The sequence below is a fragment of the Mycolicibacterium arcueilense genome (assembly GCF_058536225.1).
In genome coordinates this window covers 303,743-328,212 of sequence record NZ_JBZTYL010000007.1, presented here as the reverse complement: position 1 = coordinate 328,212, position 24,470 = coordinate 303,743, and the positions used below count along the sequence as shown (strand labels likewise).

Annotated in this window: 19 protein-coding genes; 9 read left to right on the top strand and 10 right to left on the bottom strand. The window is 61.8% G+C overall.

The genetic code is table 11. From position 1 onward, the window contains the following. Positions 1-107 precede the first annotated feature (107 nt). The 3 genes from AC4LGL_RS05730 to AC4LGL_RS05720 all read right to left on the bottom strand — a co-directional run bounded on the left by AC4LGL_RS05730 (position 108) and on the right by AC4LGL_RS05720 (position 3,877). Positions 108-692 carry an HD domain-containing protein gene (locus AC4LGL_RS05730; protein ID WP_491838005.1) on the bottom strand — a complete coding sequence of 195 codons (585 nt, stop codon included), beginning with the start codon at positions 690-692 and terminating at the stop codon, positions 108-110. A 15-nt stretch (positions 693-707) separates the two neighbouring features. Next, positions 708-2,159: an FAD-dependent oxidoreductase gene (locus tag AC4LGL_RS05725; RefSeq protein WP_491838004.1), complete on the bottom strand. Its 1,452-nt coding sequence runs from the start codon at positions 2,157-2,159 to the stop codon at positions 708-710. Positions 2,160-2,251: 92 nt separating this feature from the next. Then, the gene (locus AC4LGL_RS05720; protein ID WP_491838003.1) at positions 2,252-3,877 is read right to left on the bottom strand and encodes a BamB-related PQQ repeat family beta-propellar protein; all 1,626 of its coding nucleotides are present in this window, start codon (positions 3,875-3,877) and stop codon (positions 2,252-2,254) included. Between the two features lie 79 nt (positions 3,878-3,956). On the opposite strand from AC4LGL_RS05720, the gene AC4LGL_RS05715 reads away from it, so the two are divergent. Then, complete coding sequence (locus tag AC4LGL_RS05715; protein WP_491838002.1) at positions 3,957-4,622, top strand: DUF6891 domain-containing protein; 666 nt, start codon at positions 3,957-3,959, stop codon at positions 4,620-4,622. Positions 4,623-4,712: 90 nt separating this feature from the next. Continuing rightward, the gene (locus AC4LGL_RS05710; protein WP_491838001.1) at positions 4,713-5,234 is read left to right on the top strand and encodes a hypothetical protein; all 522 of its coding nucleotides are present in this window, start codon (positions 4,713-4,715) and stop codon (positions 5,232-5,234) included. Here AC4LGL_RS05710 and AC4LGL_RS05705 read toward each other — a convergent pair. Together AC4LGL_RS05705 and AC4LGL_RS05700 are read right to left on the bottom strand one after the other, a co-directional pair. Continuing rightward, positions 5,197-5,676 carry an SRPBCC family protein gene (locus AC4LGL_RS05705; protein ID WP_491838000.1) on the bottom strand — a complete coding sequence of 160 codons (480 nt, stop codon included), beginning with the start codon at positions 5,674-5,676 and terminating at the stop codon, positions 5,197-5,199. The two genes, AC4LGL_RS05710 and AC4LGL_RS05705, sit on opposite strands and share 38 nt — an antisense overlap. Positions 5,677-5,761: 85 nt before the next feature. Continuing rightward, positions 5,762-7,258: an adenylate/guanylate cyclase domain-containing protein gene (locus AC4LGL_RS05700; RefSeq protein ID WP_491837999.1), complete on the bottom strand. Its 1,497-nt coding sequence runs from the start codon at positions 7,256-7,258 to the stop codon at positions 5,762-5,764. Between the two features lie 293 nt (positions 7,259-7,551). Here AC4LGL_RS05700 and AC4LGL_RS05695 point away from each other — a divergent pair, with 293 nt between their 5' ends. Continuing rightward, positions 7,552-7,941 carry a CDGP domain-containing protein gene (locus tag AC4LGL_RS05695; protein WP_491837998.1) on the top strand — a complete coding sequence of 130 codons (390 nt, stop codon included), beginning with the start codon at positions 7,552-7,554 and terminating at the stop codon, positions 7,939-7,941. Positions 7,942-8,087: 146 nt separating this feature from the next. After that, complete coding sequence (locus tag AC4LGL_RS05690; protein ID WP_491837997.1) at positions 8,088-9,689, top strand: recombinase family protein; 1,602 nt, start codon at positions 8,088-8,090, stop codon at positions 9,687-9,689. Between the two features lie 598 nt (positions 9,690-10,287). Here the strand turns inward: AC4LGL_RS05690 and AC4LGL_RS05685 are convergent. The 4 genes from AC4LGL_RS05685 to AC4LGL_RS05670 all read right to left on the bottom strand — a co-directional run bounded on the left by AC4LGL_RS05685 (position 10,288) and on the right by AC4LGL_RS05670 (position 17,465). Then, positions 10,288-11,403, bottom strand: coding sequence for an SEC-C metal-binding domain-containing protein (locus tag AC4LGL_RS05685; protein ID WP_491837996.1), 1,116 nt, complete (start codon positions 11,401-11,403; stop codon positions 10,288-10,290). A 179-nt stretch (positions 11,404-11,582) separates the two neighbouring features. Further along, positions 11,583-14,717 (bottom strand): type I restriction endonuclease subunit R, encoded by a 3,135-nt coding sequence (locus AC4LGL_RS05680; RefSeq protein ID WP_491837995.1) that lies wholly within the window; start codon positions 14,715-14,717, stop codon positions 11,583-11,585. After that, positions 14,714-15,883: a restriction endonuclease subunit S gene (locus AC4LGL_RS05675; protein WP_491837994.1), complete on the bottom strand. Its 1,170-nt coding sequence runs from the start codon at positions 15,881-15,883 to the stop codon at positions 14,714-14,716. The genes AC4LGL_RS05680 and AC4LGL_RS05675 overlap by 4 nt, the downstream gene beginning before the upstream one ends. Next, entirely contained in the window at positions 15,873-17,465 is a 1,593-nt protein-coding gene (locus AC4LGL_RS05670) for a class I SAM-dependent DNA methyltransferase (protein ID WP_491837993.1), read from the bottom strand. Before AC4LGL_RS05670 ends, AC4LGL_RS05675 begins: the two co-directional genes overlap by 11 nt. 184 nt (positions 17,466-17,649) lie before the next feature. On the opposite strand from AC4LGL_RS05670, the gene AC4LGL_RS05665 reads away from it, so the two are divergent. Next, positions 17,650-18,615, top strand: a complete 966-nt coding sequence (locus tag AC4LGL_RS05665; RefSeq protein WP_491837992.1) for an AAA family ATPase — start codon at positions 17,650-17,652, stop codon at positions 18,613-18,615. Positions 18,616-19,056: 441 nt separating this feature from the next. Here the strand turns inward: AC4LGL_RS05665 and AC4LGL_RS05660 are convergent, their stop codons facing one another. Then, entirely contained in the window at positions 19,057-19,626 is a 570-nt protein-coding gene (locus tag AC4LGL_RS05660; protein WP_491837991.1) for a recombinase family protein, read from the bottom strand. Positions 19,627-20,357: 731 nt separating this feature from the next. Here AC4LGL_RS05660 and AC4LGL_RS05655 point away from each other — a divergent pair. The 4 genes from AC4LGL_RS05655 to AC4LGL_RS05640 all read left to right on the top strand — a co-directional run bounded on the left by AC4LGL_RS05655 (position 20,358) and on the right by AC4LGL_RS05640 (position 24,441). Further along, complete coding sequence (locus AC4LGL_RS05655) at positions 20,358-21,668, top strand: hypothetical protein (RefSeq protein WP_491837990.1); 1,311 nt, start codon at positions 20,358-20,360, stop codon at positions 21,666-21,668. A 970-nt stretch (positions 21,669-22,638) separates the two neighbouring features. Then, positions 22,639-23,316, top strand: a complete 678-nt coding sequence (locus tag AC4LGL_RS05650; protein WP_491837989.1) for a hypothetical protein — start codon at positions 22,639-22,641, stop codon at positions 23,314-23,316. After that, a complete protein-coding gene (locus AC4LGL_RS05645) occupies positions 23,309-23,983 on the top strand; it encodes a hypothetical protein (protein WP_491837988.1) in 675 nt (224 codons plus the stop codon). The genes AC4LGL_RS05650 and AC4LGL_RS05645 overlap by 8 nt, the downstream gene beginning before the upstream one ends. Then, positions 23,983-24,441 (top strand): DUF7689 domain-containing protein, encoded by a 459-nt coding sequence (locus AC4LGL_RS05640; RefSeq protein ID WP_491837987.1) that lies wholly within the window; start codon positions 23,983-23,985, stop codon positions 24,439-24,441. The genes AC4LGL_RS05645 and AC4LGL_RS05640 overlap by 1 nt, the downstream gene beginning before the upstream one ends. Positions 24,442-24,470: the final 29 nt, after the last annotated feature.

Sequence of the window (24,470 nt, the reverse complement as noted above, 5' to 3'; positions counted from 1 at the left end):
TCACTCGTCCGGGTGGCAGGTGAGTCCCAATGTTCCGAGGCTAAGCCCGCGGCAGCTGCTCTGTCTCGGGAGCACCTGATTGTTCGGTTCGTTGCAGCGACGGCGACCTAGGCGTCCATCGGGTTGGCCCGGATGCGTTCGGCGCCATTGTTGGCCACTGATGCGGCAGCGGCGCCACCCGGTTTGCGGCCGGCCTGGTCCTCGAAGCAGGCAATGAACTCGCGCCCGAACGAATGTCTGGGATAGCGCGCGAGGATGTCCGTCCTCACGTCGGCGGGAAACGCCTCCGGCCGGCGTCCGACGACGTCCCAGCCGGTGGCCACCTGCAAGAGGTGCGACTCAGGGTCGGCAGCCGCCGAAATGTCGTCGCGCATGTGCAACACGATGATCTCCGTCGCCCTGCCGGCCCGGTCGGCAGACCACCCGGCCGCCACGCCGAACACCCAGGCCAGGCCCCCACCCGCCTCCTCGAACGACACCCGGTGACTGTCGAACGGGTCGGTGAGACCGATGTCGTGCAGCAGTGCCGAAACGTAGTAAAGCTCGTCGTCGAAGGAGATGCCATGCGCCGCCGCATACGTCGCGCCCCACAGATATGAACGGATGCAGTGGTTGAGCAAAGCGGATGAATAGAAGCGCGTGGCCACCGCCAAGGCCGCTGCGGCCGCCGGCGTCTGCGGAAACTCCTCCATCGAGCCGTCCCTCCCTCAGAAGTTCAAGCCCGAGAACATGATCCGCCCCGGGTCATACTTCTGCCGGGTAGCGGCCAGGCGGGACAAGTTGGCGCCGAAATACCGAGACGCCGGTTGGTTCGTTTCGAGATAGTTGACGTAACCGCCCGCCGAATACGGCGCCACCGCCTGATGGGCGATAGCCAGCCAGTTGGCCGCTGCCGCAGGCGAACCGGAGGTTTCCACGTACCACTGCACCAATGAGGACTGCCGCCGCCACGGAAAGGCGGTGTCACCCGGGCCCACGGTGGCCAGCGCGCCGTCGAGCGCATGCATGATGACGATCGGGCGGCCGGCCCCAGCGGGGAAGGCGTTGAATGCCGCAGCGATGCCCTGAGCCGCGGCCGGGGTGATCGTCGGGAAGACGTCGGATCCGCCGACATAGCCGAGCGGTGACGGGTTGAGATTGTCGGCGGCCAGGAATTTCACCAGATCCAGGTAGTTGAACGTGCGGTTCTCGGTGCTGGCCGGCTGCAGCCCCACTGCCTTGATCACGGCGGCTCCCACGCTGCTGCCCGAGCCGGCCGGGCAGGTCGCCAGGATGCGACAGTGCGCGCCCTGCGGATCGGTGATGGTGTCGGCCAGTGCCCAGCTGCTGCGGTCGGCGGTACGCAGCCAGTTCTGCCAGCCCAGGAGGACCTGCGGGAAAGACTCCAGCGGGAAATGCAGCCCGACGACGTCCACGTCGCTGGTCGGGAACGTGGCGAAGGTCAGCGCCGTCGTCACCCCGAAATTGCCGCCACCACCGCCGCGCAATGCCCAGTACAGATCCGGGTTCTCGGTGGCCGAGGCCGTCACCCCGGCGCCGCCCGGCAGCACCACCGTCGCCGCCACCAATTGATCGCTCAGCAGGCCCGCATGCCGTGATTGGGCGCCCAGCCCACCACCCAGGGCGTGCCCCGCGACGCCGACCGACGGGCAGGTACCCGTCGGGATGCCCCGCCCGGCACCGGCCAGCGCCTGGTGAATCGCGTACAGCGAGGTCGCGGGCGTTACCGTCACACGCCCGGTCGCCGCGTCGTAGTTGATGTCACCGGGCAGTTGGCGCAGGTCCAGCACCATCGTGCCGTTGGCTGTCGACGCGCCCACATAGGAGTGCCCGCCGCCGCGCGGAGCGACCTTGAGGTTGTGCGTCGCAGCGAAGGCCAGCGCCCGTTGCACGTCCGCCGCCGATGCCGGGGTGACGACCGCCGCCGGCGTCAGGCCGTTGAAGTTGGTATTGAAAACACTTTTGGCCGAAGCGAATTGTCCACCGCTGTCCGGAAGTACCACTTTCCCGTTGATGGCAGCCGAGAGGTCACCCCAGCCGGCCGGATCCGCACTGGCCCGGCTCGACCCGAACACCGCGCCGACGGCCAACGCACCCACGGCGCCGCGCAGGAACGTCTGACGCGAGACCCCACGCGGCGACTCCCGCGGTTCCGTCATATCCGCATTGTGAGCTGCCCGGGATCAAAAACCCCGCTCATGCTTGGCGTGTCGCGTCAATGGTCGTTGCCGGGCGGAGCCGATGGCGCGTGTCAAATCACCCGAATCACGATGTTGCGATCGGAGATATACGCTCCGCCCGACACCCAGACTTGGTCAGAGCCATCGTCAAACTTCTTCCGCCACAACTCCTTCCCACTGGCGTCGACACAGATCACATCCCGTTGGTCACGGTACAAGTACCGCGCACCATCGGATCCGAGGAAGAAGGTCATCTGCACATTCGCGGTTGGCGCAACGTTGACATCCTGGCAACTACCAGCCTTCAGCTTGGCATCCGAGGTCTCCTGCACACCGATCACGCACAATTCGCCACTGCCGAATCCCCCGATCATGTTGGCAAGCACCGCATCTGCGCCGGCGGGATACGTCCAGAGAACACGTCCCGACTTCCCGTCGAACGCACGGAAGTCGCCGGTAGATCGGTTGTAGGCCAGCGGATAGTAGAAACCTGACGAGCCGTACCGGGTGTTTCCAGGACGACCCAAGGGAAAGTCGTACTTTCCGGAGCCCACATTGCCCATCAGGGTGTACCCCTCGCTGGCCACGGTGGCGGTGTTTCTGCCGCTGAAGTCAAAGAACTTGAACGAGTTTCCAAATTCCACCGCGAATCCCGATGCAAAAGCGGTATTTGAGGTGCTCGGTTCGCTCACGATGGGCTTTCCGGTGTTGGCGTCAAGCACCTCGTGCTCGGTGATGACGACCCCTTGATCGCCGAACACCGAGACGCCGTCATGCCGAACACGCCATGCTTCATTGCCATCCGCGCCATACGAGACCAGTTCATTGCGAAAAACGACAGCGATGCCGTCACCGCTTCCTTGAAGATTGGTTATCCGGTCCGACGGCAACGAAGGCTGGCTCAATATGCGTCCGGTTGCCACATCGAGGAACACCAGCACTTCGGGATCTCCACAGCAGAGATTCAGATTGAGTCCACATCCCATGGTCTTTGCCGAACGGGTGATGACGCACTTGGCGCTCCCGAAACGGTTGATATTGACCTTGGGCGGCTTGACCCCCTGTGACCAGCGCGGTTCGCCGGTCTCCTTGTCCAGGGCCATCACGCCCTGATCTGACCCGACCACCACGGTGTAGGCGTCGCCGCCGAGCACATACGCGTCAATGCCGGTCTCGTAGGTCCACCGCGGTTCGCTGATCGGTTTCTCCAGCGAGGGCAACGCAACATCGGCCGGCGGCCGTAGGTCACCCAGCGGCGGCACGGACGCCGGCAGCGGTCCTCCGCCCGCCGCAGTCACCTCGCCCGCTCCCCCGCCGCGGTTCAACCACCACAAGAGAGTGCCGATCCCTGCGGACGCGACGACGACGGCAGCCACCACGGTGAGCACCAACCACACCTTCCGCTTCTTGCGCGGCGGTTCTGGCGGTGGCCCCGCCGGTTGATACCCGGCCTGAAAGACCGGAGGAAATTGACCGAACGACGGGTCCGCCGGCGGGAATTGATGGCCACCACCTTGAAACGGACTCGCCGGTGGAGGCTGGTTACCGAAAGGGCTCGAGTAAGGGTTCGGCGCACCACCCGCCGACGAAAACGGGTCGTTCGGATAAGTCACCGTCATTCCGTACCATGCCGCCACGCCGGTAGCAATGTTGCGCCGTTTGCCGCACATGGCTGTCACCGCCCGCTTTTCGTGCACGCGTCGACGCGTAACCGCGGTTACGATCGCCCCGCCGGGCGGATTCGCCCGTCCCGACAACATCTGGAGGCCCAGCGCTGTGAGCGCACCGTCGAACCCGAACGTGATCCCCGCCTACGCCACGCTTCCCGACCTGCCATTGGACGACGAGGACCGCGCCAGTTTGACCTCAGAGATCTGGGGCATGCTGGTCACCGGCAACGACGACGCCGAGGACTTCCTCGACACCTATGCCGAGGACTACGAGCTCACCGAGGAGCAGCTCACGGCAGCCTTCGCGTCGCTACGCGAAGCGAGACTGCGCCAACAGACCGAGATCGGTGACTACCGGTCCCGGACGCAGGCGGCGTTCGAGGAACTCAACGCCAACGGCGTGATCGCCCGCGCCGACTTCTCCTGCTGCGGAACCTGCGCATCGGCCGAGATCGGCGACGAGCGCGACGACAGCCGACACTGGAACGGCTACATCTACTTCCACAGCCAGGACACCGACCGCCTGGTCGAGGACGGCTCCACCTACATCGGCTATGGAGCGTTCGAGCCGGAGAACTTCGACGAGGACGCCTACAACCGGCTGAGTGACCAGGCAAAGGAAGATCTGTACGTCGGCGACGTGACGCGGATGCTCGACGAGGTGGTGTTCCCCATCGTGCGGCGCCACGGCATCGAGCCCGACTGGAACCGCGACCTCGGAACGCGGGTGCTGCTCACCAACGCCGACTGGTATGCGCCGATCGAGAGCTGACGATCTGTAACTCCTGTGGCGGGCGCGCCGACATACAGTTCAGCGCGTCCGAAGGAGGATAGCCCGATGCCGAATCATCGTCGCCGCGCAATGACCGCTGTCGGTGCTGCGGCCGCTGCGCTTGCCGTACCGGCCGTCCTGAACATCCCTCCAGCCCACGCGAACCCGCTGCCCGGCTTCTGCGTTCCACCCAACGTGGTCGACGACGTGTGCACAGCGCGGCTGAAGTCGGTGACGGCCGATGTGATCGACGGGACGATCACCGGGACGCCGGTCGGCGGCAGCACGGCGATCACCCTTGCAGGACAAGCGGATGCGTACCTGAAATCGACCGGATTCGGCGATACACCGCCGGATCCGGTTCAAGAATGGGACACCCAGATCGACAAGGTCGGCAATCTCGACACCTCCCCCTCCAACCCCAATTGGTACGGCAATGCGAAGGCCAGGGTGTTCCTGCCCCGGACTCTGAACGACCTGGCCACCAAGTTTCCTCCCGACAGCCTGATCGTGCGGTTTGTGTCCGACGACGCCCGTCCGGACGCGTTGCGGCTGGTGTCCATTCAGCCGACCGCTACAACCGATCCTGTGCCAACCCGGCCAGGTGCTTGAGCGAGTTGTCCAGGTGCTGCCGGTCGAACGGCGGGAACTCGATCTCTTCGCGAAGTGCGGGCGGCACCGCCGACCAGTCGTACGTCAAGGTGACCTGCGTCCGGTCGTCCCCGCGCGGCTCAAGGTCATAGCGCCAGATCCAGCCGCCGAACTCGATAGTGGCGTCGTCGTCACCCTGGCCAGGCAGCCACGCAATCGCGCGCGAAGGCTCGAAAACCTCCACCCGGTTGGCCATTTCGTAGTGCATGCCGCCAAAGTTGTCGTGGTACATCGCCATCCGGAAGATCTGGCCCACTTCGGTCAGCGGCTTGCCGTCGAGTGACTCCCGGACCCAGCCGGTGCCGTCGATCGCCTGGTGGGTGGTCGGGTCGGCCAGCACCGCGAACACGGTTTCGGCCGGCGCGTTGATGGTGCACGCAGAGCTCATGGTTTCGTCAGACATACCCGTACCGACCATCGGCGGCCCAGAAACTCATCGAGCCTGCGCTCAGGTCGCTATCTCGCCGCTCAGACTCGGCGTGATGGAACTATGCGTCGAGCCCGAAGACCTTCACAGCCGCTGACTTTCCTTTCATCACGTGCGATCCGCGGTCGATCAGTCCGGCCGGTCGAGATTCCAGAGCGTCAACGGCCTGCTGGGTCAGCAGGATCGAATCACCAGTGGTCTTGGTGAGTTGCTCGACACGGGCAGCGACATTGACTGCATCACCGATGAGGGTGAATTCCAGCTTCCCTCCGCCACCGATTGTCCCGGCGATCACCACACCGGTGTTGATGCCGATCCCGATTCGTAGCGCGCCCTCGAAGCGTTCGGCGACCAGTCGCTGCATCGCGACCGAGGCGCTCACCGCCGCATCGGCATGGCCCACAAGGTCGTTCGGAGCGCCGAACACCGCCAGAGCACCGTCGCCGAGGAACTTGTTCACATGCCCGCCGGCGTTGACGACGGCAGGCACAACGATCTCGAATAGCGCGTTGAGGCGGGCGACAACATCCTCTGCGGGGTTCGACTCGGCGAACGGCGTGAAATCGCGTATGTCGACGAACATCACTGTCACCTCACGACGCTCGCCGGTGAACACGTCGTCGCCTTGCTCGAGCAGCCGGGCCGCCAAACCCGGGTCGACGTACGTGCCGAACGCCGCCTGGAGTCGTTGCCGCTCGGTCAATCCCGCTTGCATCCGATTGAACGATGCTGCCAGCGCGCCGAGATCGTCGTCCTGGACCACCGGGATGCGTCGGGTGTAATCGCCTGCCGCAACGCGTTCAGTACCTTCGGCGAGGTCGCGGATCGGCCGCATGTAGGGCGACATCGTCATGACTGCGACCGGCCCGGCAATCAGCGTCAACGCGCACCCGATCAGGACAGAGACGACAGGGTCCTCACGGGCGCGGTCGATCGCGGACGCTACAAGCGCGGTCCCCGTGCCGAACGCGAATGTCATCGCGAGCATGGTGATGTTGGACCACGCGGCGAAAGTGGGATGGGAACGCGGCAGCGTGTCACCAATTCCGGTGTCACCGGCGATCGCGGCCCGCACCGGCCGCAGCGATCCCTCACTGAAACTGTGCACGCCGACCACGCCAATGGCTGCTCCGTATGCGGCACCAAAAATCGCGTACTGGGCCAGTCGCCAACCGGTCGCTCCGGCGATCCCACCGACAATTAGCCCAAGGCAAGGCGCCCAAATCGCATCGGTTGCGAGCACTCGGGCAGTCGTTCTCCGCCCGTACGTGAAGGTGGCGCGCAATGCCTCCATCGGATCGCGTTGGCGGCCCGCCGCCCACCCTTCGATCAGGCGCAGCGGTTTTGAGCCGGGAAGAACCAGCAGGTAAACCCGCAACAACATGGCGATACAGGTGATGACCGCCGCCTCGACGTAGCGATCGGATCCTTCGAAGGCGACGATGACCAACGGGTAGGCGAGGTAGACGGACAGCCCAGCCAGGTAAACCAGGGCGCAGATCGCCCACGAGTACCTCGGCCCGTACCGATCCCACAACCACTGAAAGATCCGGTCCATGCCGAAACAAAACACCCCCCGGCCTGGTGACCGGGGGTGTTTTGCGAACTACTTAGTGAGCGTGGCCGTGGTGATCACCGGCCAGATCTTCTTCCTCGCTGTCGAAAGATGCCGCGTTCGGTTCGGACGCTATTCAACCCGTGGCTTGAAAGGGACAACCCGAGACTGCCGCCGTGGGTAAGCCGGTGGCGGTGGCCGATTTCGTTGCCGAGGTTGCAGCGTCCGGCATATGCGTCCGCAGTGTCGGCGGCATCGTTTACAGTTCCGTCAATTAATTCAGACAGGAGTTTTCCGTGGTTCGTACTTTCCTTGCCGCCGCGACTTTCGTGGCTGCGTTCGGGGCTCTCGCGGCGCCGCCGGCCCAGGCCGACTACAAGGGTGGCTGTGAGGTTATCCACTGGGGCCTCTTTGGCGGCGACCGCAGGATGATCTGCGACGGTCCCAAGCAGGCCGATGGATCGTGGGAGCGGAAGCGGATGTACTTCTCGCCGCCCTACCACCGGAACGCAAGCTCAACGTGCAGCGGAGGTAGGTACTCAAGCTCCTGCACCTACTACGAAGCCGCAGACGTTCCGTTGGAGATCCACGGCACCCCCGAGACGTACCCAGTGCGTGACGACAATGTGTTGCCTGACGAGCCGGGGTGGCTGCCGGCAGGAGCGTTGGTCGGCAACGCAACTTAAGCGGCAACGAAAACACCCCCGGCCCAACAGGACCGGGGGTGTTTTGCGAACTAGTTAGTGAGCGTGGCCGTGATGGCCGTGCCCGTGATCTTCTTCCTCGGCGGGCTTGTCCACGACGGCCGTCTCAGTAGTACATTATTACAGCCATGACCAAGCGAGCCCTGATAGTCACCCGGCTATCTCGTGTCACCGAGGCTACGACCTCCCCCGAACGCCAGCTCGAAGAGTGCCGGGACTATTGCGACCGCCGAGGCTGGGAAGTTGTCGACGTAGCCGAAGACCTCGACGTATCCGGCGCGGTTGATCCGTTCGACCGCAAGAAGCGCCCGAACCTGGCCCGCTGGTTGGCCGGCGAGGCAGAACAGTTCGACGTGATCGTGGCCTACCGCGTCGACCGGCTCACGCGGTCGATCCGGCAGCTACAACGGTTGGTCAACTGGGCCGAGGACAACGACAAGCTGGTGGTCTCAGCGACCGAGTCCCACTTCGATATGACATCACCGTTTGCGGCCGTGTTGATCGCGCTGATCGGCACTGTGGCCGAGATGGAGCTGGAGGCCATTTCCGAGCGCAACGCTTCATCTCAGCGGTTCCGGGTGTCGAAAGGTCACTACCGGGGTTCTACTCCCCCGTGGGGGTACAAGCCCCAGAAAGACGTGGAAGGGACCTGGCGGCTCGTGCAGGACGACGAGCAGACCAAAGTGATCCACGAGGTCGTTGCTCGCGTCCTTGAACAGGAGCCGCTGCAACAGATCGCACGAGATCTCACGGCTCGGGGTGTGCCCACGGTCAAGGATCGGGTAGCCCAGCTCCAAGGCAAGCCGATGAAGGGCACGGCGTGGAATGTCACGCCGTTGCGCCGGTCGCTGACGAGTGACTCGATGCTTGGGTACGCCACCAAGGCCAACGGCTCCGCTGTCCGAGGTGACGACGGGGCCCCGGTGATCAGGGCAACGCCGATTCTTGATCGGCAGATGCTGGAGCAGCTCCGCACAGAGCTTGACAGCCGGAGGCGCCGGGGCGAGCCCACAAAGCGGTCTTCATCGCTATTGCTGCGGGTGGTCCACTGCGGGAAGTGCGAGCAACCTGCCTACCAGTTCAACGGCGGCAGCCATTCCAAGACGCCCCGGTACCGGTGCCGTTCAGTGTCAAACACCAAGACGGGCTCGTGCGGCAACACGACACTGCGGATGGACTACGCAGACTCGACAGTTGAACAGCTGCTTCTAGCTCTCCTCGGTAACTCCGAACGCCTTGAACGCGTGTGGGACTCGGGTTCTGACAACTCGGCAGAGCTGGCCGATATCAGCGCCGAACTCATCGACGTAACCGGCCTCATCGGCTCACCGGCGTATCGGCCGGGTACCCCGCAACGGGCTGCGCTAGACGCCCGCATCGCTGCGTTGGCAGCTCGACAGGAAGTGTTGTCTGCGGAAGAGATCATGCCCTCAGGATGGACCTGGCAGGGCACCGGGGAGAAGTTCTCGGCGTGGTGGGAGCGTCAGGACGTGACGGCCCGCAATACGTGGATGCGCTCGATGGGTGTCCGACTTAGCTGGGTCGGCAAGCATCTCGATTTCGAGCTGGGCGAGGTATTCAAGATGGCCCAGGAACTCAAGGCAGTCGGCCCGTTCGCTGAGATCAACGATCTATTAACCAACATGAAGGCCAACGGGATTCAAGGAATCGAACTGGACGAGAACCACGACATTATGCGAGTCGAGTCGTACGCGTCAGGCGGCGAGTAGGTCATTCTCACTTATGCCAGGGCCATCGCAGGGGCATCCGCAGCGGAAACCACCGGCCTGTAGCCCGGATGATCTTCTCCGCTTCTTTGGGACGCAGATGCGTGATGAACGCAGAGAACCCAAGCCATGCACAAAATGAGAAAGCGGTAGTCGCAGACAAAGCGACTGCGAAGCCCAGAGCGGTCATGCCGCACAACGTAGACCTTGCCAGCGCCGGTTGAAACCACCCCTGTTGGCTAACTGTGGATAACTGGCGCACCACCTTGCTTATCACTGTGGATAACTGGACTGTCAACTACCCGAGTTATATGGATACTGAGCAATTTTGGAGGTGAACAAGGTTGTGGGTTCAACTTTGGAGGTTGTCTCGGCGTGTCGCCGGACGCGACCATCCTCGGAGTGTCACATCTGGCAATAATGCGCTAGCGAATAACTCCAGTTCCCACCGCACTAAATCTATCGCCGCGACCACGCCGGGGTCATCGGGGTCCAGACCATCGGCTCTCAGCGCTTCGCGCTCAATCTCGTCCATATGAGGTTAGACGCTGAGCGACTGCGTTCGGTTCCGGGGTTCTTCGGTCGACAACCCCATCGGCCATTAGCTGAGCGGTATCGCCCGTTCACCCCACCGATGAACGCATCGCTTGAACTTGCGCCCGCTGCCACACGGGCACATCTCATTTCGCTCGGGTGTAGTGCGAGCCAGTGTGACATCGAGCGTCAATGACGTGGCTAGTTCAGCTGTCAGGCAGAGATCTTCGACCACCCATCGGGCGCGAGCGAGGTCATCGCCGAGTACTTCCGTTGCGAGAATAACGGCGTCAGCCGCCTTCTGTGCAACTCTCGGTTGGAGTCCTCGGGATTTCGCCACCAGAGTTTCGAGCGGATACCGTTCATAGCGCTCGAGGATGTGAGTGTTGGCGTTATCGCGGAACGCTGTCGCAACATAGGTCGTTCTCGATCCAAGGCTGGGATGGACTGCGTCACAGAGCCATTCGTACGTATCCATCACATCGATGGATGTCTCACGTTTGGCGAGCTTCTGCATGTAAGTCATGACGTTCTTGCTGAGGATCTGAGGGGGACGTTTCTGAGATTGGCCGATCCGAGATGCGTACTCCAGGCCCGTAACCCTTTTGTTCAGATCGTGAACGAAGCTGTTTAGGCGTTCGATAGATGGGCTTCCCTGGCTTTTGAAGCCATCCCAGAGCTCGACGAGAACCGGCAGTTCTTCCGCTAAATAGGCCGCACCTTCAAGAAGTGATCGGGCGCAGGCAGCAGCTACCAACACGGTCCATTCATCTAACGCGCCACGAGCCGCCTCGGCTAACTCGGCAGCACGCCAGGTTTGAGTGAACCACCACGCTCCAAGTCGCATGAATTGCTCAGAAAGAGTGAAGGTGACGAACCACTCGGGCGAGCCAAGAGGACTTGTACGCCGCATGAATGGGTTGCCTCGGGCAAACTTTCTACCGTCGGGAGCGCCCAGCGTGATGTAGTTCCACTCAACCCTGGGGTCGGGATCAACCAGCTGTTGGATTTCGCTACCGTGAGCAGCTGGATTTGTTGACCTTAGCGGAATTAGAAGATGGGTCAAGCTCTCGGTAAATGCTGGCGCAGTGCGAGCAATTTCCAGAATGCGCTCTGTGCCCTCATGGAGCTGATGCATACGTTGGTCGCCAAGCGCCTTGGCCACGTCAGCAACATTCGACATGACTACTCCTAGTGCAAGTCATTGCTAGTTCCATGTCTGTTGGCTGGTCTTGCTACTTGGGCAGGTGTACTGCGTAGGCACAGAGGGATGCAATGACCAACGTAGTTGGCCCGCAAGCGTATTAATGTTCGCATTCGTTGACCATCGCAAGAAACACGGGAAGCAACGCCTATGCCGGCCTAGGCGTAGGGATCGCCTGCTGCGAATAGCTCTGCCTGCTGGAGCACCAGTTCGACGGCCTTCTCCTCGTGGTCAGGCGGGTAGTCGAAGCGGGCCAAGAGGCGGCGGACCTTCGTCCGCATCTCCGCCTTGACGCTCTCTTTGAGGTTCCAGTCGATCGTGGCACTGGAGCGCACCGCTTCCACCAACTTGTGCGCGATCTTCTTGAGCGTCTCGTCACCCATCTGCAGTACTGCGGCGTCGTTCTGTACGATCGCGTCGTAGAAGGCGATTTCGTCTTCGCGTAGGCCCAATTCCGTATGACGCTTCTTGTCGTCTCGCATCGCTTTGGCCAGTTCGACCAGGCGAGCGATGATCTCGGCGGTGGTCAGCGACCGGTTGGTGTAGCGGTTGATGGCTTCTTCAAGCTGTTCGGAGAACTTCCGGGCCTGCACGATGTTGGTGCGTCGCACGGTTTTGATCTCGTCGTTGAGGAGCCGGCGTAGCAGGCCCATCTGCAGGTTTGGCTTCTCCTTGCCCGCCAGCGTATCTAGGAACTCATCCGACAGCAGGGACAGCTCGGGGGTGTCCACGCCGGCGAGCTTGTAGATGTCCACTACCTCGTTGGCGGAGACGGCCTCGTTGACGAGTTGGGCGATGGCGGTGTCGATTTCGACTCGGCCAGGTCCCGGTGTGGCGTCTGGGTTCTGGATCTTGAGGATCGCCGAGCGCGCGTCGATGAACAGCCGTACATCGTTGCCGATCTCTGCTGCCTCATCTCGTGCCCCGCACAGGGCGAACACCTTGGCCAGTGCCAGCACCTGGTCAACGAACCGTTCCGTGCGATCCGGGTCGGCCATGACGAAGTCGATCACCTTGGCGTGCTGGGTGAGCCGCTCAGAAGCCGGCAGGTCCGGTGAGGAGTCGTAGTCGCAGCCGTGCAGCAGGCCGCACACGATGTCGTGCTTCTCCAACATGACGGCGACTAGATCCTCGATGGGTACGCCGGCCTGGTCACGGTCGCTGGGTGAGTACTCGGCGAGTGCCTTCTGGAGGTTGGAGAACAGCCCGATGTAGTCGACGATCAGCCCACCGGGCTTATCGCGGAATTTGCGGTTCACTCGTGCGATGGCCTGCATGAGGCCGGCGCCCTGCATGGGCTTGTCGACGTACATGGTGTGCAGTGACGGGGCGTCGAACCCGGTGAGCCACATGTCCCGGACGATCACCAACTCCAGCGGATCGTCGGGGTTCTTGGCACGAGCCTTGAGTTGCTTGCGAACGTCGTTGGTGTATACGTGCGGTTGGAAGTTCTCCGGGTCGTCGGTGGAGCCGGTCATGACGACCTTGATCTTGCCCTCGGCGGGATCACCGGAGTGCCAATCGGGGCGCAGGGCGCTGATCTTCTCGTAGAGGCGCACCGCGATGCGTCGCGACATGACCACGATCATGGCCTTGCCGAACAGGGCCGATCGGCGCTTCTCCCAGTGCTGGACGATGTCGGAGGCGATCAAGTCCAGGCGCTCTTCGGCCCCGACGATGGCCTCCAGGCGTGACCACCGTGACTTCGCCTTGGCGGCTTCGGATTCCTCCACCTTCTCGGTGATCTCGTCGGCGGCGGCGTCGAGGGTCTCGTAGTCGCCAGCGCTGAGTTCGACCTTGGCCAGGCGCGACTCGTAGTAGATCTTGACCGTGGCGCCGTCCTCGACGGCACGGGTCAGGTCGTAGATGTCGATGTAGTCCCCGAACACCGCCCGCGTGGACTTATCTGTCGATTCGATGGGTGTACCGGTGAAGCCAAGATAGCTGGCCCCCGGCAGGGCATCCCGAAGATGCTTAGCCAAGCCAGCTTTCAATCGTCCTTGACTGTCCAGGGTCTCGCCGAACCCGTACTGGCTGCGGTGGGCTTCGTCAGCGACGACCACGACGTTGCGGCGGTCGGTCAGGACCGGGTTGCGGTCGCCGTCCTCGCCAGGTGCGAACTTCTGCAGTGTGGTGAAGATGATTCCACCGGAGTTGCGGCGCAACAGGGTTCGTAGTTCGGTTCGGGTGTTGGCCTGCTGCGGTGATTCAGGCAGGATCGTGGCCGGTGCGAAAACCTCAGCGAACAACTGGTCGTCGAGGTCGTTGCGGTCGGTGATGAACACCAGGGTCGGGTTGCTCATCCGGGGGTCACGCATAATCTTGGCGGCATAGAACACCATCTCCAGGCTCTTCCCGGAGCCCTGGGTGTGCCAGACGACCCCGCCACGGCGGTCACCATCGGGTGAGGCAGCGGTGACGGTGGACTCCACTGCAGCGTTGACCGCCCAGTACTGGTGATACTTCGCCACCCGCTTGATTAGGGCACTGGACTTCTGGCCGGTCTTCGGGTCGGTGACGGTCTCGTTGCTGAACACGACGAAGTTGCGGAGGATGTCGAGGAACCGCTTCTGATCGAACACCCCTTTGATCAACACCTCCAGCGCAGGCAGGTTGGTGATCACCTCGCGGCCCTCGATGGTCTTCCACGGGGCGTAGTGCTCGAACCCGCCGGCGAAGCTACTCATCGCCGCGCTGGTGCCATCGGAGATCACCGTGAGCGCATTGGTGGTGAACACCGAGGGGATGTCGGTGCGGTAGTTCTGGATCTTGGTGTACGCCTTCTTCAGCGTGGCGGCCTCAGCAGCAAGATTCTTCAACTCCAACAGTGCCAGCGGCAGTCCGTTGACGAAGACCAACACGTCGGGTCGCCGGTTCTTACCGTTCTCGACGATCGTGTACTGGTTGACCGCCAGCCAGTCATTGTTGGCTGGGTCGTCGAAGTCGATCAGCCACACACTCGTGGTCCGCACCGACCCATCGGCGGCGCGGTACTCAACCGGGACACCCGCTGTCAGCAGCTTGTGTACGCGGGCGTTTTCGTCCACCGGGCTCTGCGACTCAGCCCGGTCCAGGCGCTTGATTGCGGCGTCGACCAGGTCGGGATCGAGGTCGGGGTTGATCTGTCGGACAGCGTCACGCAGACGCCCGTACAGGTACACCTGCTCGAAGGAGTCCCGCTCCGAACTCGACTCTCCCGGTGCTAGATTCGGACCGAACGCTCGCTCGTAGCCGAGGTGGGCAAACCACTCCAGAGCAGCTTCCTCGATCACCGATTCGTCGACGGCAGTCATGCCACGCCTTCCTCAGCTTCAGGCACCCGGATACGGCCCGCGAGCAACTCTGGGAGCAGAGCGTCGCGTAGTTCAGCGAGACCGGCACTCTCTGAACGCAACTGCTCCACTTTTTCTAGTAGCGCCAGCGCCGATGATGTCGTTGACTCAGCGAGCTTTCTGACGTCGGGAACCTCGATGTCCAGAACGTCGTCAGGGCGCACGCGCTGGTGACTGCCGGACGTTCCGGTGACGCGGCGGGGAAGCCCCGATAGGAATAGCTCACTACGAAGCGCGAGCCATGCTGCTGCCAAGGCGTTGTCGTCGCCCGCTGCCATACAGAGAAACTCCGTCGAGGCCAGCGCCGTTGTCGTCGGATCGGGCGTAACCCACCAGGTCCGGTTAAAGCGCGGGTTTAGTCGGGACAACAGTATCGACCGATCGGCCACCTTGAGCTTGTTGCTCATGATCGTCTCGGCGGCAACTCGTTGTGGCCGTGCTCCGGCATCGAAGGCCGGGAGACTGAAATGGTCGACTGCTTCACGTCCGAGCTTCGATGGATTCACCGTGTCTTTAGTAACCACAACAAGATCGCCCAACCTCGCCAAAGGCACGTCTGAAGCGACCTCGGCAGCTATCGCGTCAAGCAGCTCGGACGCGATAGTGACCGCTGACTGGTTCGAAGCGATCTTGTCGTCGAGCGCGGCGAGCGTTGCCGCGATACCACGCTGGGCCTCTATCGGTGGTACAGGAAAGACTTGAGCGCCAAAAGTATCGCGCGTGAGCGAAGGGTTCGAAGTGCCGTCCTTCAGGTGATCGAGGCCGACGTAGAGGATTAGATAGTAAGCGAATCTCAGATCAACATTGGCGATCGGCAACAAGGAATAAGCAGTGTCAATCACCCAGTAATCCCGGTCTACCCACTCGACACCTAAGTGCCCCACACCCTTACGTCCAACAACGACTCCTGGCCCTTCGAACAATGGGGTGTCATGTGTGCCGGTCTGACCATTAGTGCCGTAGACAGGGACGTTGCCCGGACGACGGGTGGATGCGACTAACGCTTTTCCGTACTTCAACTCGAAGAGTTCATCCGACCTTCTGAGTGGCCATCTAATTTCACTCTCCTGTCCAAGTCCACGTGCAATCGAAGCTCCGCGGTATGAATTGGCTTTGTCAGTCGACATTGATTGATTCCAACCGCTCCCGCACCTGATCTTCGAGTTCATTCCCGCGGTCGAACTCAGCAATCAGCGCCTTGGCCAGCCGCTCGATCTTGTCGGCGACTGGTTCATCGTCGACCTCGGCTTCTTCTGTGCCGACGTAGCGACCAGGGGTAAGGACAAAGCCGTGTTGCTTGATCTCTTCCACGGTTGCGGATTTGGCAAATCCGGGTATGTCCTTGTATCCACCGTCGTGGTTGCGCCACGCGTGATAAGTGTCGGTGATCTGGGCAATGTCGGATTCGCTCAGGTCGCGGAGACGACGGGTGACCATGGTCCCGTCGAGCCCGCGAGCGTTAATGAACAACACCTCGCGTTGACGCTGACGGTGTCCGTTGCCCTGCCGGTCCTTGGACACGAACCACAGGCTGACCGGGATACCGGTGTTGAAGAACAGCTTGTCGGGCATTGCCACGATGCAGTCAACTAGGTCGGCTTCGACGAGCTTGCGTCGAATCTCGCCCTCGCCACCGGTCTTGGACGACAGCGCCCCGTTGGCTAACACGAAACCCGCAGTGCCGTTGGGTGCTAGGTGGTAAACGAAGTGCTGAACCCATGCGAAGTTGGCATTGCCCTGAGGCGGGATTCCGTACTTCCAGCGGGGGTCATCTGCGAGCTTGGGGTCCCACCAGTCCGACACGTTGAATGGGGGGTTAGCGAGCACGAAGTCGGCTCTCAGGTCCGAGTGCAGGTCTTGGGTGAAGCTGTCCGATGATCGCTCGCCGAGGTCTGCCTCGATGCCGCGTAGGGCGAGGTTCATCTTGGCCAGTTTCCAGGTGGTGTCGGTGAACTCCTGGCCGTAGACGGCGATGTCGGTGCGTTTGCCGCCGTGGGCTTTGACGAACTCCTCCGACTGCACGAACATGCCGCCGGAACCGCAGGCCGGGTCGAACACCCGGCCCTTGTACGGCTCCAACATCTCGACGAGGGTCTTGACCACCGAACGAGGGGTGTAGAAGGCACCGGCATCCTTGCCGGTCTCCTTGCCGGCGAACTGACCGAGGAAGTACTCGTAGACCCGGCCCAGCACGTCGTCGGAGCCGTGGTCGTCGGTTTCGGTGAACCCGATGCTGCCGATGAGGTCGACCAGCTTGCCGAGTCGGCCCTTGTCCAGACCTTCGCGGGCGTAGTTCCGTGGCAGCACGCCCCGCAGACTCGGGTTCTCCTTCTCGATCAAGTCCATCGCGGTGTCGATGTCCTGGCCGATACTCGGCAGCTTGGCCCGATCCTGGATGTACTGCCAGCGGGCGTTGAGTGGTACCCAGAACACGTTGTGGCTGGCATACTCGTCGCGGTCCTCGATGAACTGTGCCCGCCGCTTCTCGTTGGGGATGTAGTCATCGGAATCCGGGTCTGACAGTGCGGCCTCGATCGCCTGCCGGCGTTCCTCGAACCGGTCGGAGATGTACTTCAAGAACACCAGGCCCAGGACAATGTGCTTGTATTCGGATGGCTCCTGGTTTCCCCGCAGCGCATCTGCGGCCTCCCACAGACGCTGCTCCAACGTCTTGGTCTCAGCCTTTGCCTTCGTCCTCGGACGAGCCATCGCCACCTGCTCTCTCTCATCGCAAAACTCCGGCCAGTATTGCAAGCCAGCGCGTGATCGAACGGCATTCGGCGAGGTAGCGATTCGGAGCGTCTGCAGCTGTCGCCTCGACCACCCGCTGGATCGCGGGTCTCGATCGCTAATCTCGCATCCGACCGGTTAGCGCAGAGCAGGAAATGAGATCTTGAGCCAGAACAACGATCACGAACTGACGCCCGATGAAGAACGGGGTCTGCTCCGATTTCTCGCAGGGGCAGAGAACATCAGCGAGGTGCTGGCATCGAGTGGACCCGATTGGCTAATCGAGGGCTGGCTGGCTTCGTCGGCCACGATGGTGGCTGGTTCGCCCGAGAGCGGGAAATCAACGCTCGTTGCCGGCATGGCGGCGTCGGTCGCAAACGGGGAGACTTGGCTCGATTCCCCGGTCACAACCGATAGGACCGGGCCGGTGGTCATCATCACGACAGACCCATCTGACCGTGGCCAGTGGGCCAGCAAGGGCCGCGACCTCAAGGTTGCTGACGATGCCTGGGAACTAATTGCCTTCACGTCCGAGCGGTGGGGGTATTACGCAGATCTCGCGGATGGGCTGGATTCCCGATTGCTGGTGTTCGACAACATCACTAGCGGCCTGGAGGGGCCGATCAACGAGGCAGACCCATCCTCCATTCTGGGACCATTGGGGCAGATCGTGAGTACTGGGACTCCCGTGGTTGTGATCGCCCACAGTGGTAAGGGTGGCAGCAAGGATCCGATGGGCCCGACCGCCTACAAGGCTTGGCGGCGCCACGGGATTCACGTCTCCGGATTTGGCGAGCGTCGAACACTCACAAGGGCGGGCAATCTAGGTCGCTGGCCCGACGTGGTTGTAAACGGCACACCCGAAGGAGCCGCCGTCCAGTACAAGCTGGCAGAGGAGCAGCCGAGTCAGAAAAGGTCACCAGAACGACTTGACCAGAACGCTGAGATCGCTCGATGGATTGTGGCCAATTGCCAGAACAAGGGTGTCAACGAGGTTGGCAAGCTGGTGGCCGGCGAGTTCGATGGGACCCCAGGTGCGCGTACGACGTCGCTGAAGACCGGTGCGCTGTCCAAGCTATTGAAGCGTCGCGGTGAAGGCGATCGCACCCGATGGACTCTGATCAAATAGCCGCAGTAGGTAGTAGGGCCTGCTACCACCTAGGCCCTGTTTCCGCAGTTCACAGGCGGTAGTGGTAGCCCCCTATAAGAGTCTCTCTATCGTTCGACTCTTACCCCCGCTGAGCAAATGGCATTTTGCGATTGGGCGCGGGGTAAGAGCTCATTACCAAGGGGACCGCTCCGCGGCGGTCCCGACCACGGGTGTGGCATCGGTTCGGCCGATGCCGTCCATCGACCGGCCTGCAACGCCGGTCACGATCACCCATGGGGTTCGCTCAACGGCGAGCCCTAAGGTGGGCCAGCTTCACGGCTGGCCCACAATGAGCCGCTTCGAGGTAGGGCGGCTCCTCACGGTGACCGGCCTACGAGGCCCGGTCAGGACAGACGACAGTTCGGTAGCTGCCGCATTCGGGAGGGGCCGGATCTTCAGGGCCCGGCCTGTCCTCAGACGTCAGGCGTTTTTTGTAGTTCGTAGACCTTTGTAGTTGTAGACCGACTGGCGGCTGATCCCGTATTTACGGGCTAGTCCCGAGACGGACTCGCCCACTGCCAGACGAGCACGAAGCTCGTCAGCCTGCAGGTCAGTGAGGGCCGCTTTCCGGCCCTTGTACTTGCCTGCAGCCTTAGCGAGGGCAATTCCCTCGCGCTGGCGTTCGAGGATCATCGACCGCTCGAACTCAGCGACTGCTCCGAGCATCGAGAGCAGGAGCGTGTTCATCGGCGAGTCATCGCCGGCAAAGGTGAGGTTCTCTTTGGTGAACTCGACTTTGACACCTTGGCCGGTGAGTTCCCGAACGATCCGGCGCAGGTCTTCGAGATTGCGTGCCAGTCGGTCCATCGAGTGGACGACTAGCGTGTCACCCTCCCGGACGTAGTCCAGGCACGCAGCCAACTGTGGCCGGTGGGTGTCCTTGCCGCTGGCCTTGTCGGTGAACACCTTATCCAGCTCGACCCCATCGAGCTGACGATCAGTGTTCTGATCGACGGTGCTCACTCGCTGGTATCCGACGCGCTGCCCCATGTGTTCTGCTCCCCAATCGTCGATCTGTCAATCTGGACTCTAGATAGTTGATTGACATAGTGTCAAACAATTGAACTGAGGCTCTAGTTGGACATCTGACGGCAGTTTTTGAAGTGTCCACTATGGGTGTACCCCAGATGGACATTCGTCGACCCAGGGGCATGCCGGGGGCCAGTACGACGGCCTTCGGACGCCGAATCGCCGGGATCAGGGTGAAGGCCAGGACGTCATGATGTCTGTCTGCTCAGCCGCGATCCGACCCGATCGCGGAACTCGTGGTGTGCCCTGTGAGAGGCCTCAGGAGCCCGTGGGAAAACCGTCTCCGGCCCCTGACACAGGGGGCATGCGGATCGGGCGCCTCCGGGGCAAATAGCGAATCGACCCCTTGAAAAGCACAGGTCAGAGACATCGAGAAAAATGATGTCTATCGAGACTGGGTCTGGGTTTGAGCATGTGCCAGGAACGTTGATCCGGCACCCGGTTGGGCCTCCATCTCGCCACCGGACAGCTGGCCGGCGACCACACGTTCGCCCGCCGAGGGGCGGCCTCCCTATATCCAACGGAGCGTCGGCACGTCGTGTTTGGATGCACCCATGAGTGTGTGCAAGAGGTGTGCGGCAGGTGAGCCCTGCGAATTTGAGCACGGTAGGGCGGGGTATATGCGGCATCGGTGCAGATGCGCGGCCTGCAGCGCGGCGCAGCGCGAGTACAGCACCGGCTATCGGGCGCGGGTGAGCGCGCAGCAGTGTGCGCGCCGTTACGCCGTCGAGAACAACCTGGCTGTCAGCGATGCCGGGGGGATATCGGTCGATACACCCATGCCCACGCCGACCGGATGGACCACAGTGGGGCAGTTGCAATCCGGAGACTTGATCTTCGGATCCGACGGGTCGCCCGTGCGGGTGGTGGACGCGCCCCCAGCGGCGCTTGGCTATGACTGCTACGAGGTCATGTTCGCCGGTGGGCAGCGGGCGGGCCGCGTTGCGACATCAATCGTCGTGAGCGGTGACCACCTGTGGCAGACCGAGGTGGTGGCATCCGACGCCCAGTCGAGGATTAGAACCACCCGCGAAATGGCAGAAGACGGCCGCAAGCTCGCGATTCCGCGCGCGGGTGCCAGACAAACCCCGCCAGTTGAGCTTCCGATCGACCCGTACCTATTGGGGGCATGGCTCGGCGATGGGTCGAGCGGCGATTGCAACGTCACATCCGGCTGGGACGATGTCGAGGAGATGGAGCGTCAACTCACATCTCGGGGAATCCACACCCATCGACTTAGATCTGGGCAAAATGCTGCCCGACTGTCGTTCTCGGGCGCCGTGGGGTATCAGGCGACCAACCGCCCGGATCCGGCGATCCGGTTGCGGAATATGGAATGCTTCCGCAGCAAGCACATCCCAGTTGAGTACTTGCGCGCAGGGACCGAACAACGACTGGAACTCCTCCGCGGACTGATGGACACCGACGGTTGCGCCACGACGAATCAGCAGTGCGTGTTTGTCGGCAGAAAGCGTCTGGCCGAGGGTGTCGTCGAACTCCTTCGCGGTCTGGGGCAATTGCCGACCATCTGCTTCGTGAAAGACGCAAGGAGCCGTGACGGCGGGTCCCATCGGGTGACGTTCGTCCCATGGCGCATACAGCCGTTCGCCTTTGTACGCAAGGCAGTCCGAGTGGGCAGCAGTTCCCGAGACTGGGTCACGATCGCAAGCATTCGTGCAGTCAAGACCGTGCCAACCCGGCGGATAGAAGTGGATGCCACCGATCGCCTATATCAAGCCGGCCCAGTGGGGCATGTCATTCATAACACCGAGGAGGCCGACCATCGCCAGGCGTGGCGAGATGCCGGCGGGCAAACGACGCGCTGGAAGAAGCAATTCACACCCGAGGAGGACGCCGTCATTCTCGACAAGCTCGGCCACCTGAAGCGCTGTCTCGACGAGCCGACCAGCGCCGTCGCGAGTGAGCTTCACCGCTCGGTCAAGTCGATCCGCAATCGCCGACGTCAACTCGTTCGCCAGACGGGCACCCGGTTACTTGCGTAATAGTGACGGTGACTTCGCCCTCGATGCTGAGAACCGGTCCAGACCCTTTTCAACGGTAGGCGGGCCACGCTGCGTTTCCGCTGGTCACGTCCTGCCGTCCCCTGGTCTCGTCGCTGGTCGCCTGCCCTGGCGTGCACCGTGTTCGCGCTGGTGAGATGACATATCGCCGCCCTGGACTGCCTACGCCCCGATATCGGTCACGGAGTGAGCAGCAGATGTTCTCGCACTGTGTCCCCCCGTCGCCTCTCATCCCCTGTGTGTGTCTGCCTTGCCCTGTGGGTGAGCGCATGCCCACGATGTCCTGTGTGCCGTGGTCAGCGCATGGCATTGGTATGCCCTGGTGTGCGTCCACCACGTCCTATGCGCTCTGCCCTGTGCTTGTGGGCAATCAGGTGAGCGCGCGCCGTCAGAGCCCGTGCTCTGCGCGTCTGCCCTGCGACACGCCCTTGGTTGTCGGTCAGGACATTAGCTGCCTGACCTGTCGTCACCGATCAGATACCCCCAGGGGGTTGCCCCCATACCCCCTTCCTGACCGGTCGGTTATGCGGCTGAGCCATCCAGTACGGGTTTTCAAGCTGCAGAAGCCGCAGAGAAGGAAGGTCATCGTCAGAGTTTGCCACAAAACCAAAACCCTGTGTTCATGAATCCTTGGCTCATTTGCCACGTAGCGAATTACAGGATCATTTCATTACTAGCGCCGATCGAGACTCAGACCGGAACTCGCGAAGAGTTGCCTGACGTCCGACTTGATGTCAGGGTGCAGCAAGGAATATTGAGGCCGGGAAACGAGTTGATTACGCGACGGAAGCATTGTCACTGGTCAGCGCGCCGTTCACAGAATTCCCAGGGGCAAGGTCCATGATGGAGGGCATTATGTTTCCGAGAGCGCAGCTCGTGCTAGGGGGCGCGCCCAAGGGCAGGGGCGCCGTGCCATGCTTATGGGCTTGAGGAGCACAAGGAGTTGCCGCACGTGGCTAGCCTGAGATCGATTCGCATCCCGAAATCGGCGGTGCCGGTTCTGACGCAGATCGCTGACCTCGGCGACGAGCCGGCCAAGAATCTCGCCGAACGGTTGGCCGAGGGAAACATCAGCAGCGTAGCCAGTCTCGTGAAGGCTGTCGAAACCTCGACCGGAGAGGTGTGGAGCGAAGAGCAGTCTAACGAATTCGTTACCCACCTCATCTCCTTGTCTACGCTGGCCACGAGTCAAGGTTTCACCGTCGCCGAGCTGGCAGCGACCGTCGCCGAGCAAATCGTCGATGACGTCCAGGATGCGGGGGCACTAGCTGACCGCTTAGCTGGACTACTCGGCGCGCCAGGCTTCGCGGCCCTTGGAAAAGCGATTGACATCGCGCAAGAGTCCGATCGCCTTCTGCATTCGTCGAGGATCGTGACCGACCTTCGGCCGGTTTTTGGTGAAGACACATCCGTCGAACCTTTTGGCGCAGTCGTTGTACACACATTGCGGCTTGAGTATTTCGAGCAGGGCGAAGTGAGGACTCTCAGCTTTGCCCTTAATGCGAGTGATGTTGCGGAGCTAAAGCGGACCGTCGAGCGGGCGCAATCGAAGGAATTGTCGATTTCGAAGTTGTTGGATCGGGTAGAACTGACGGAGTTCGCTCTATCGCAAGGAGATGGCGATGACTAGCGCGGAGACCGATCGGTTGCACATGACACGTTCAAAGGCCCTAGTTGCTTCCAGCTCTGCGGCTCGCGCGGACAATAATCGCGTCGCCTGGATCGAGAACGAGCTTTACATCACGGCTGGCGGGGAAAAATACCTGTGCGGGACGCATCGAACGCAGTCGGACGCGATCCAATATGGTCGCGCCAGCACGTTCCCTGCAATACCTGGGTGTTCGTTCGACGCCATTTATGATGCCGCGATTTCAAACCTCCGTGCTTACGTAGACCGTGGAGCGCGGACGTACAAGATACTCCTCGTGGAGCCCTCGGGTACCTACGAACAGGCTCGTCCTATCCTGAGTTTTCACGATGAGCCGCCCGGCAGCGATCGACGTTCCAGTGATGACCGCCTCCGCGAGGAGTTCGAGGAACTCAAGGCAGCGTGGGAAGACAAGAGCGAAATGATGTCAACCGTTGCTGACATGGTGCTCATTCCCGAGTACCAGAGGATCATTGGTTTGGGTTGGCCAGTAGTTCCGTTGATTATCGAATCGCTCCGCCAGGACGGCGACGACTGGTTCTGGGCTCTGGTGGCTATTACTGGACGCGATCACGCTGCAGGCGCTAAGACTGCGGCGGAAGCAATTGATCGGTGGATCAACTGGTATGAGGCCAATTACGACCGGTGATGAGATCTGACCGGCTCGAACGCACCCTGTCGGTGTTGCGATACGCCAACTACAGCGTCACATCTGATCCTGACAAGTTTTACAACTGTGCTGCCTGGGCTGCAGGTGATAACAAAAACCGTTGGGATCCGGTAGGCATCGCGCCTTACGTGTGGCCTGAGAACGTACCCAAGAACGACTGGACCCCCGCTAACTATGCACGCGCATACCAGACCTTGGGTTACGAATTTTGCAACGATCCCACACATGAAGCGGGAATCGAAAAGATAGCAATCTACTCACTCGAAGGACGATTCACGCACGCAGCCAGACAGTTGCCGGACGGGCGATGGGCGAGCAAATGCGGAAAGTCGCACGACATTGAGCACGATAGCCCTCGTGAGCTCGAGGGGGATGACCGCGGATACGGTGCCGTCCAGTTCTACATGCAGCGCCCGCGATCTGCGTCTGACACCTAGACTCCGGCAAGCGATACGGGCCGATAGTC

Coding starts and splice junctions, on each gene's coding strand:
- AC4LGL_RS05730 (WP_491838005.1), bottom strand. CDS start 692: ATGGAGGAGTTTCCGCAGACGCCGGCGGCCGCAGCGGCCTTGGCGGTG.
- AC4LGL_RS05725 (WP_491838004.1), bottom strand. CDS start 2,159: ATGACGGAACCGCGGGAGTCGCCGCGTGGGGTCTCGCGTCAGACGTTC.
- AC4LGL_RS05710 (WP_491838001.1), top strand. CDS start 4,713: ATGACCGCTGTCGGTGCTGCGGCCGCTGCGCTTGCCGTACCGGCCGTC.
- AC4LGL_RS05705 (WP_491838000.1), bottom strand. CDS start 5,676: ATGTCTGACGAAACCATGAGCTCTGCGTGCACCATCAACGCGCCGGCC.
- AC4LGL_RS05700 (WP_491837999.1), bottom strand. CDS start 7,258: ATGGACCGGATCTTTCAGTGGTTGTGGGATCGGTACGGGCCGAGGTAC.
- AC4LGL_RS05690 (WP_491837997.1), top strand. CDS start 8,088: ATGACCAAGCGAGCCCTGATAGTCACCCGGCTATCTCGTGTCACCGAG.
- AC4LGL_RS05685 (WP_491837996.1), bottom strand. CDS start 11,403: ATGTCGAATGTTGCTGACGTGGCCAAGGCGCTTGGCGACCAACGTATG.
- AC4LGL_RS05680 (WP_491837995.1), bottom strand. CDS start 14,717: ATGACTGCCGTCGACGAATCGGTGATCGAGGAAGCTGCTCTGGAGTGG.
- AC4LGL_RS05675 (WP_491837994.1), bottom strand. CDS start 15,883: ATGTCGACTGACAAAGCCAATTCATACCGCGGAGCTTCGATTGCACGT.
- AC4LGL_RS05670 (WP_491837993.1), bottom strand. CDS start 17,465: ATGGCTCGTCCGAGGACGAAGGCAAAGGCTGAGACCAAGACGTTGGAG.
- AC4LGL_RS05660 (WP_491837991.1), bottom strand. CDS start 19,626: ATGGGGCAGCGCGTCGGATACCAGCGAGTGAGCACCGTCGATCAGAAC.
- AC4LGL_RS05645 (WP_491837988.1), top strand. CDS start 23,309: ATGACTAGCGCGGAGACCGATCGGTTGCACATGACACGTTCAAAGGCC.
- AC4LGL_RS05640 (WP_491837987.1), top strand. CDS start 23,983: ATGAGATCTGACCGGCTCGAACGCACCCTGTCGGTGTTGCGATACGCC.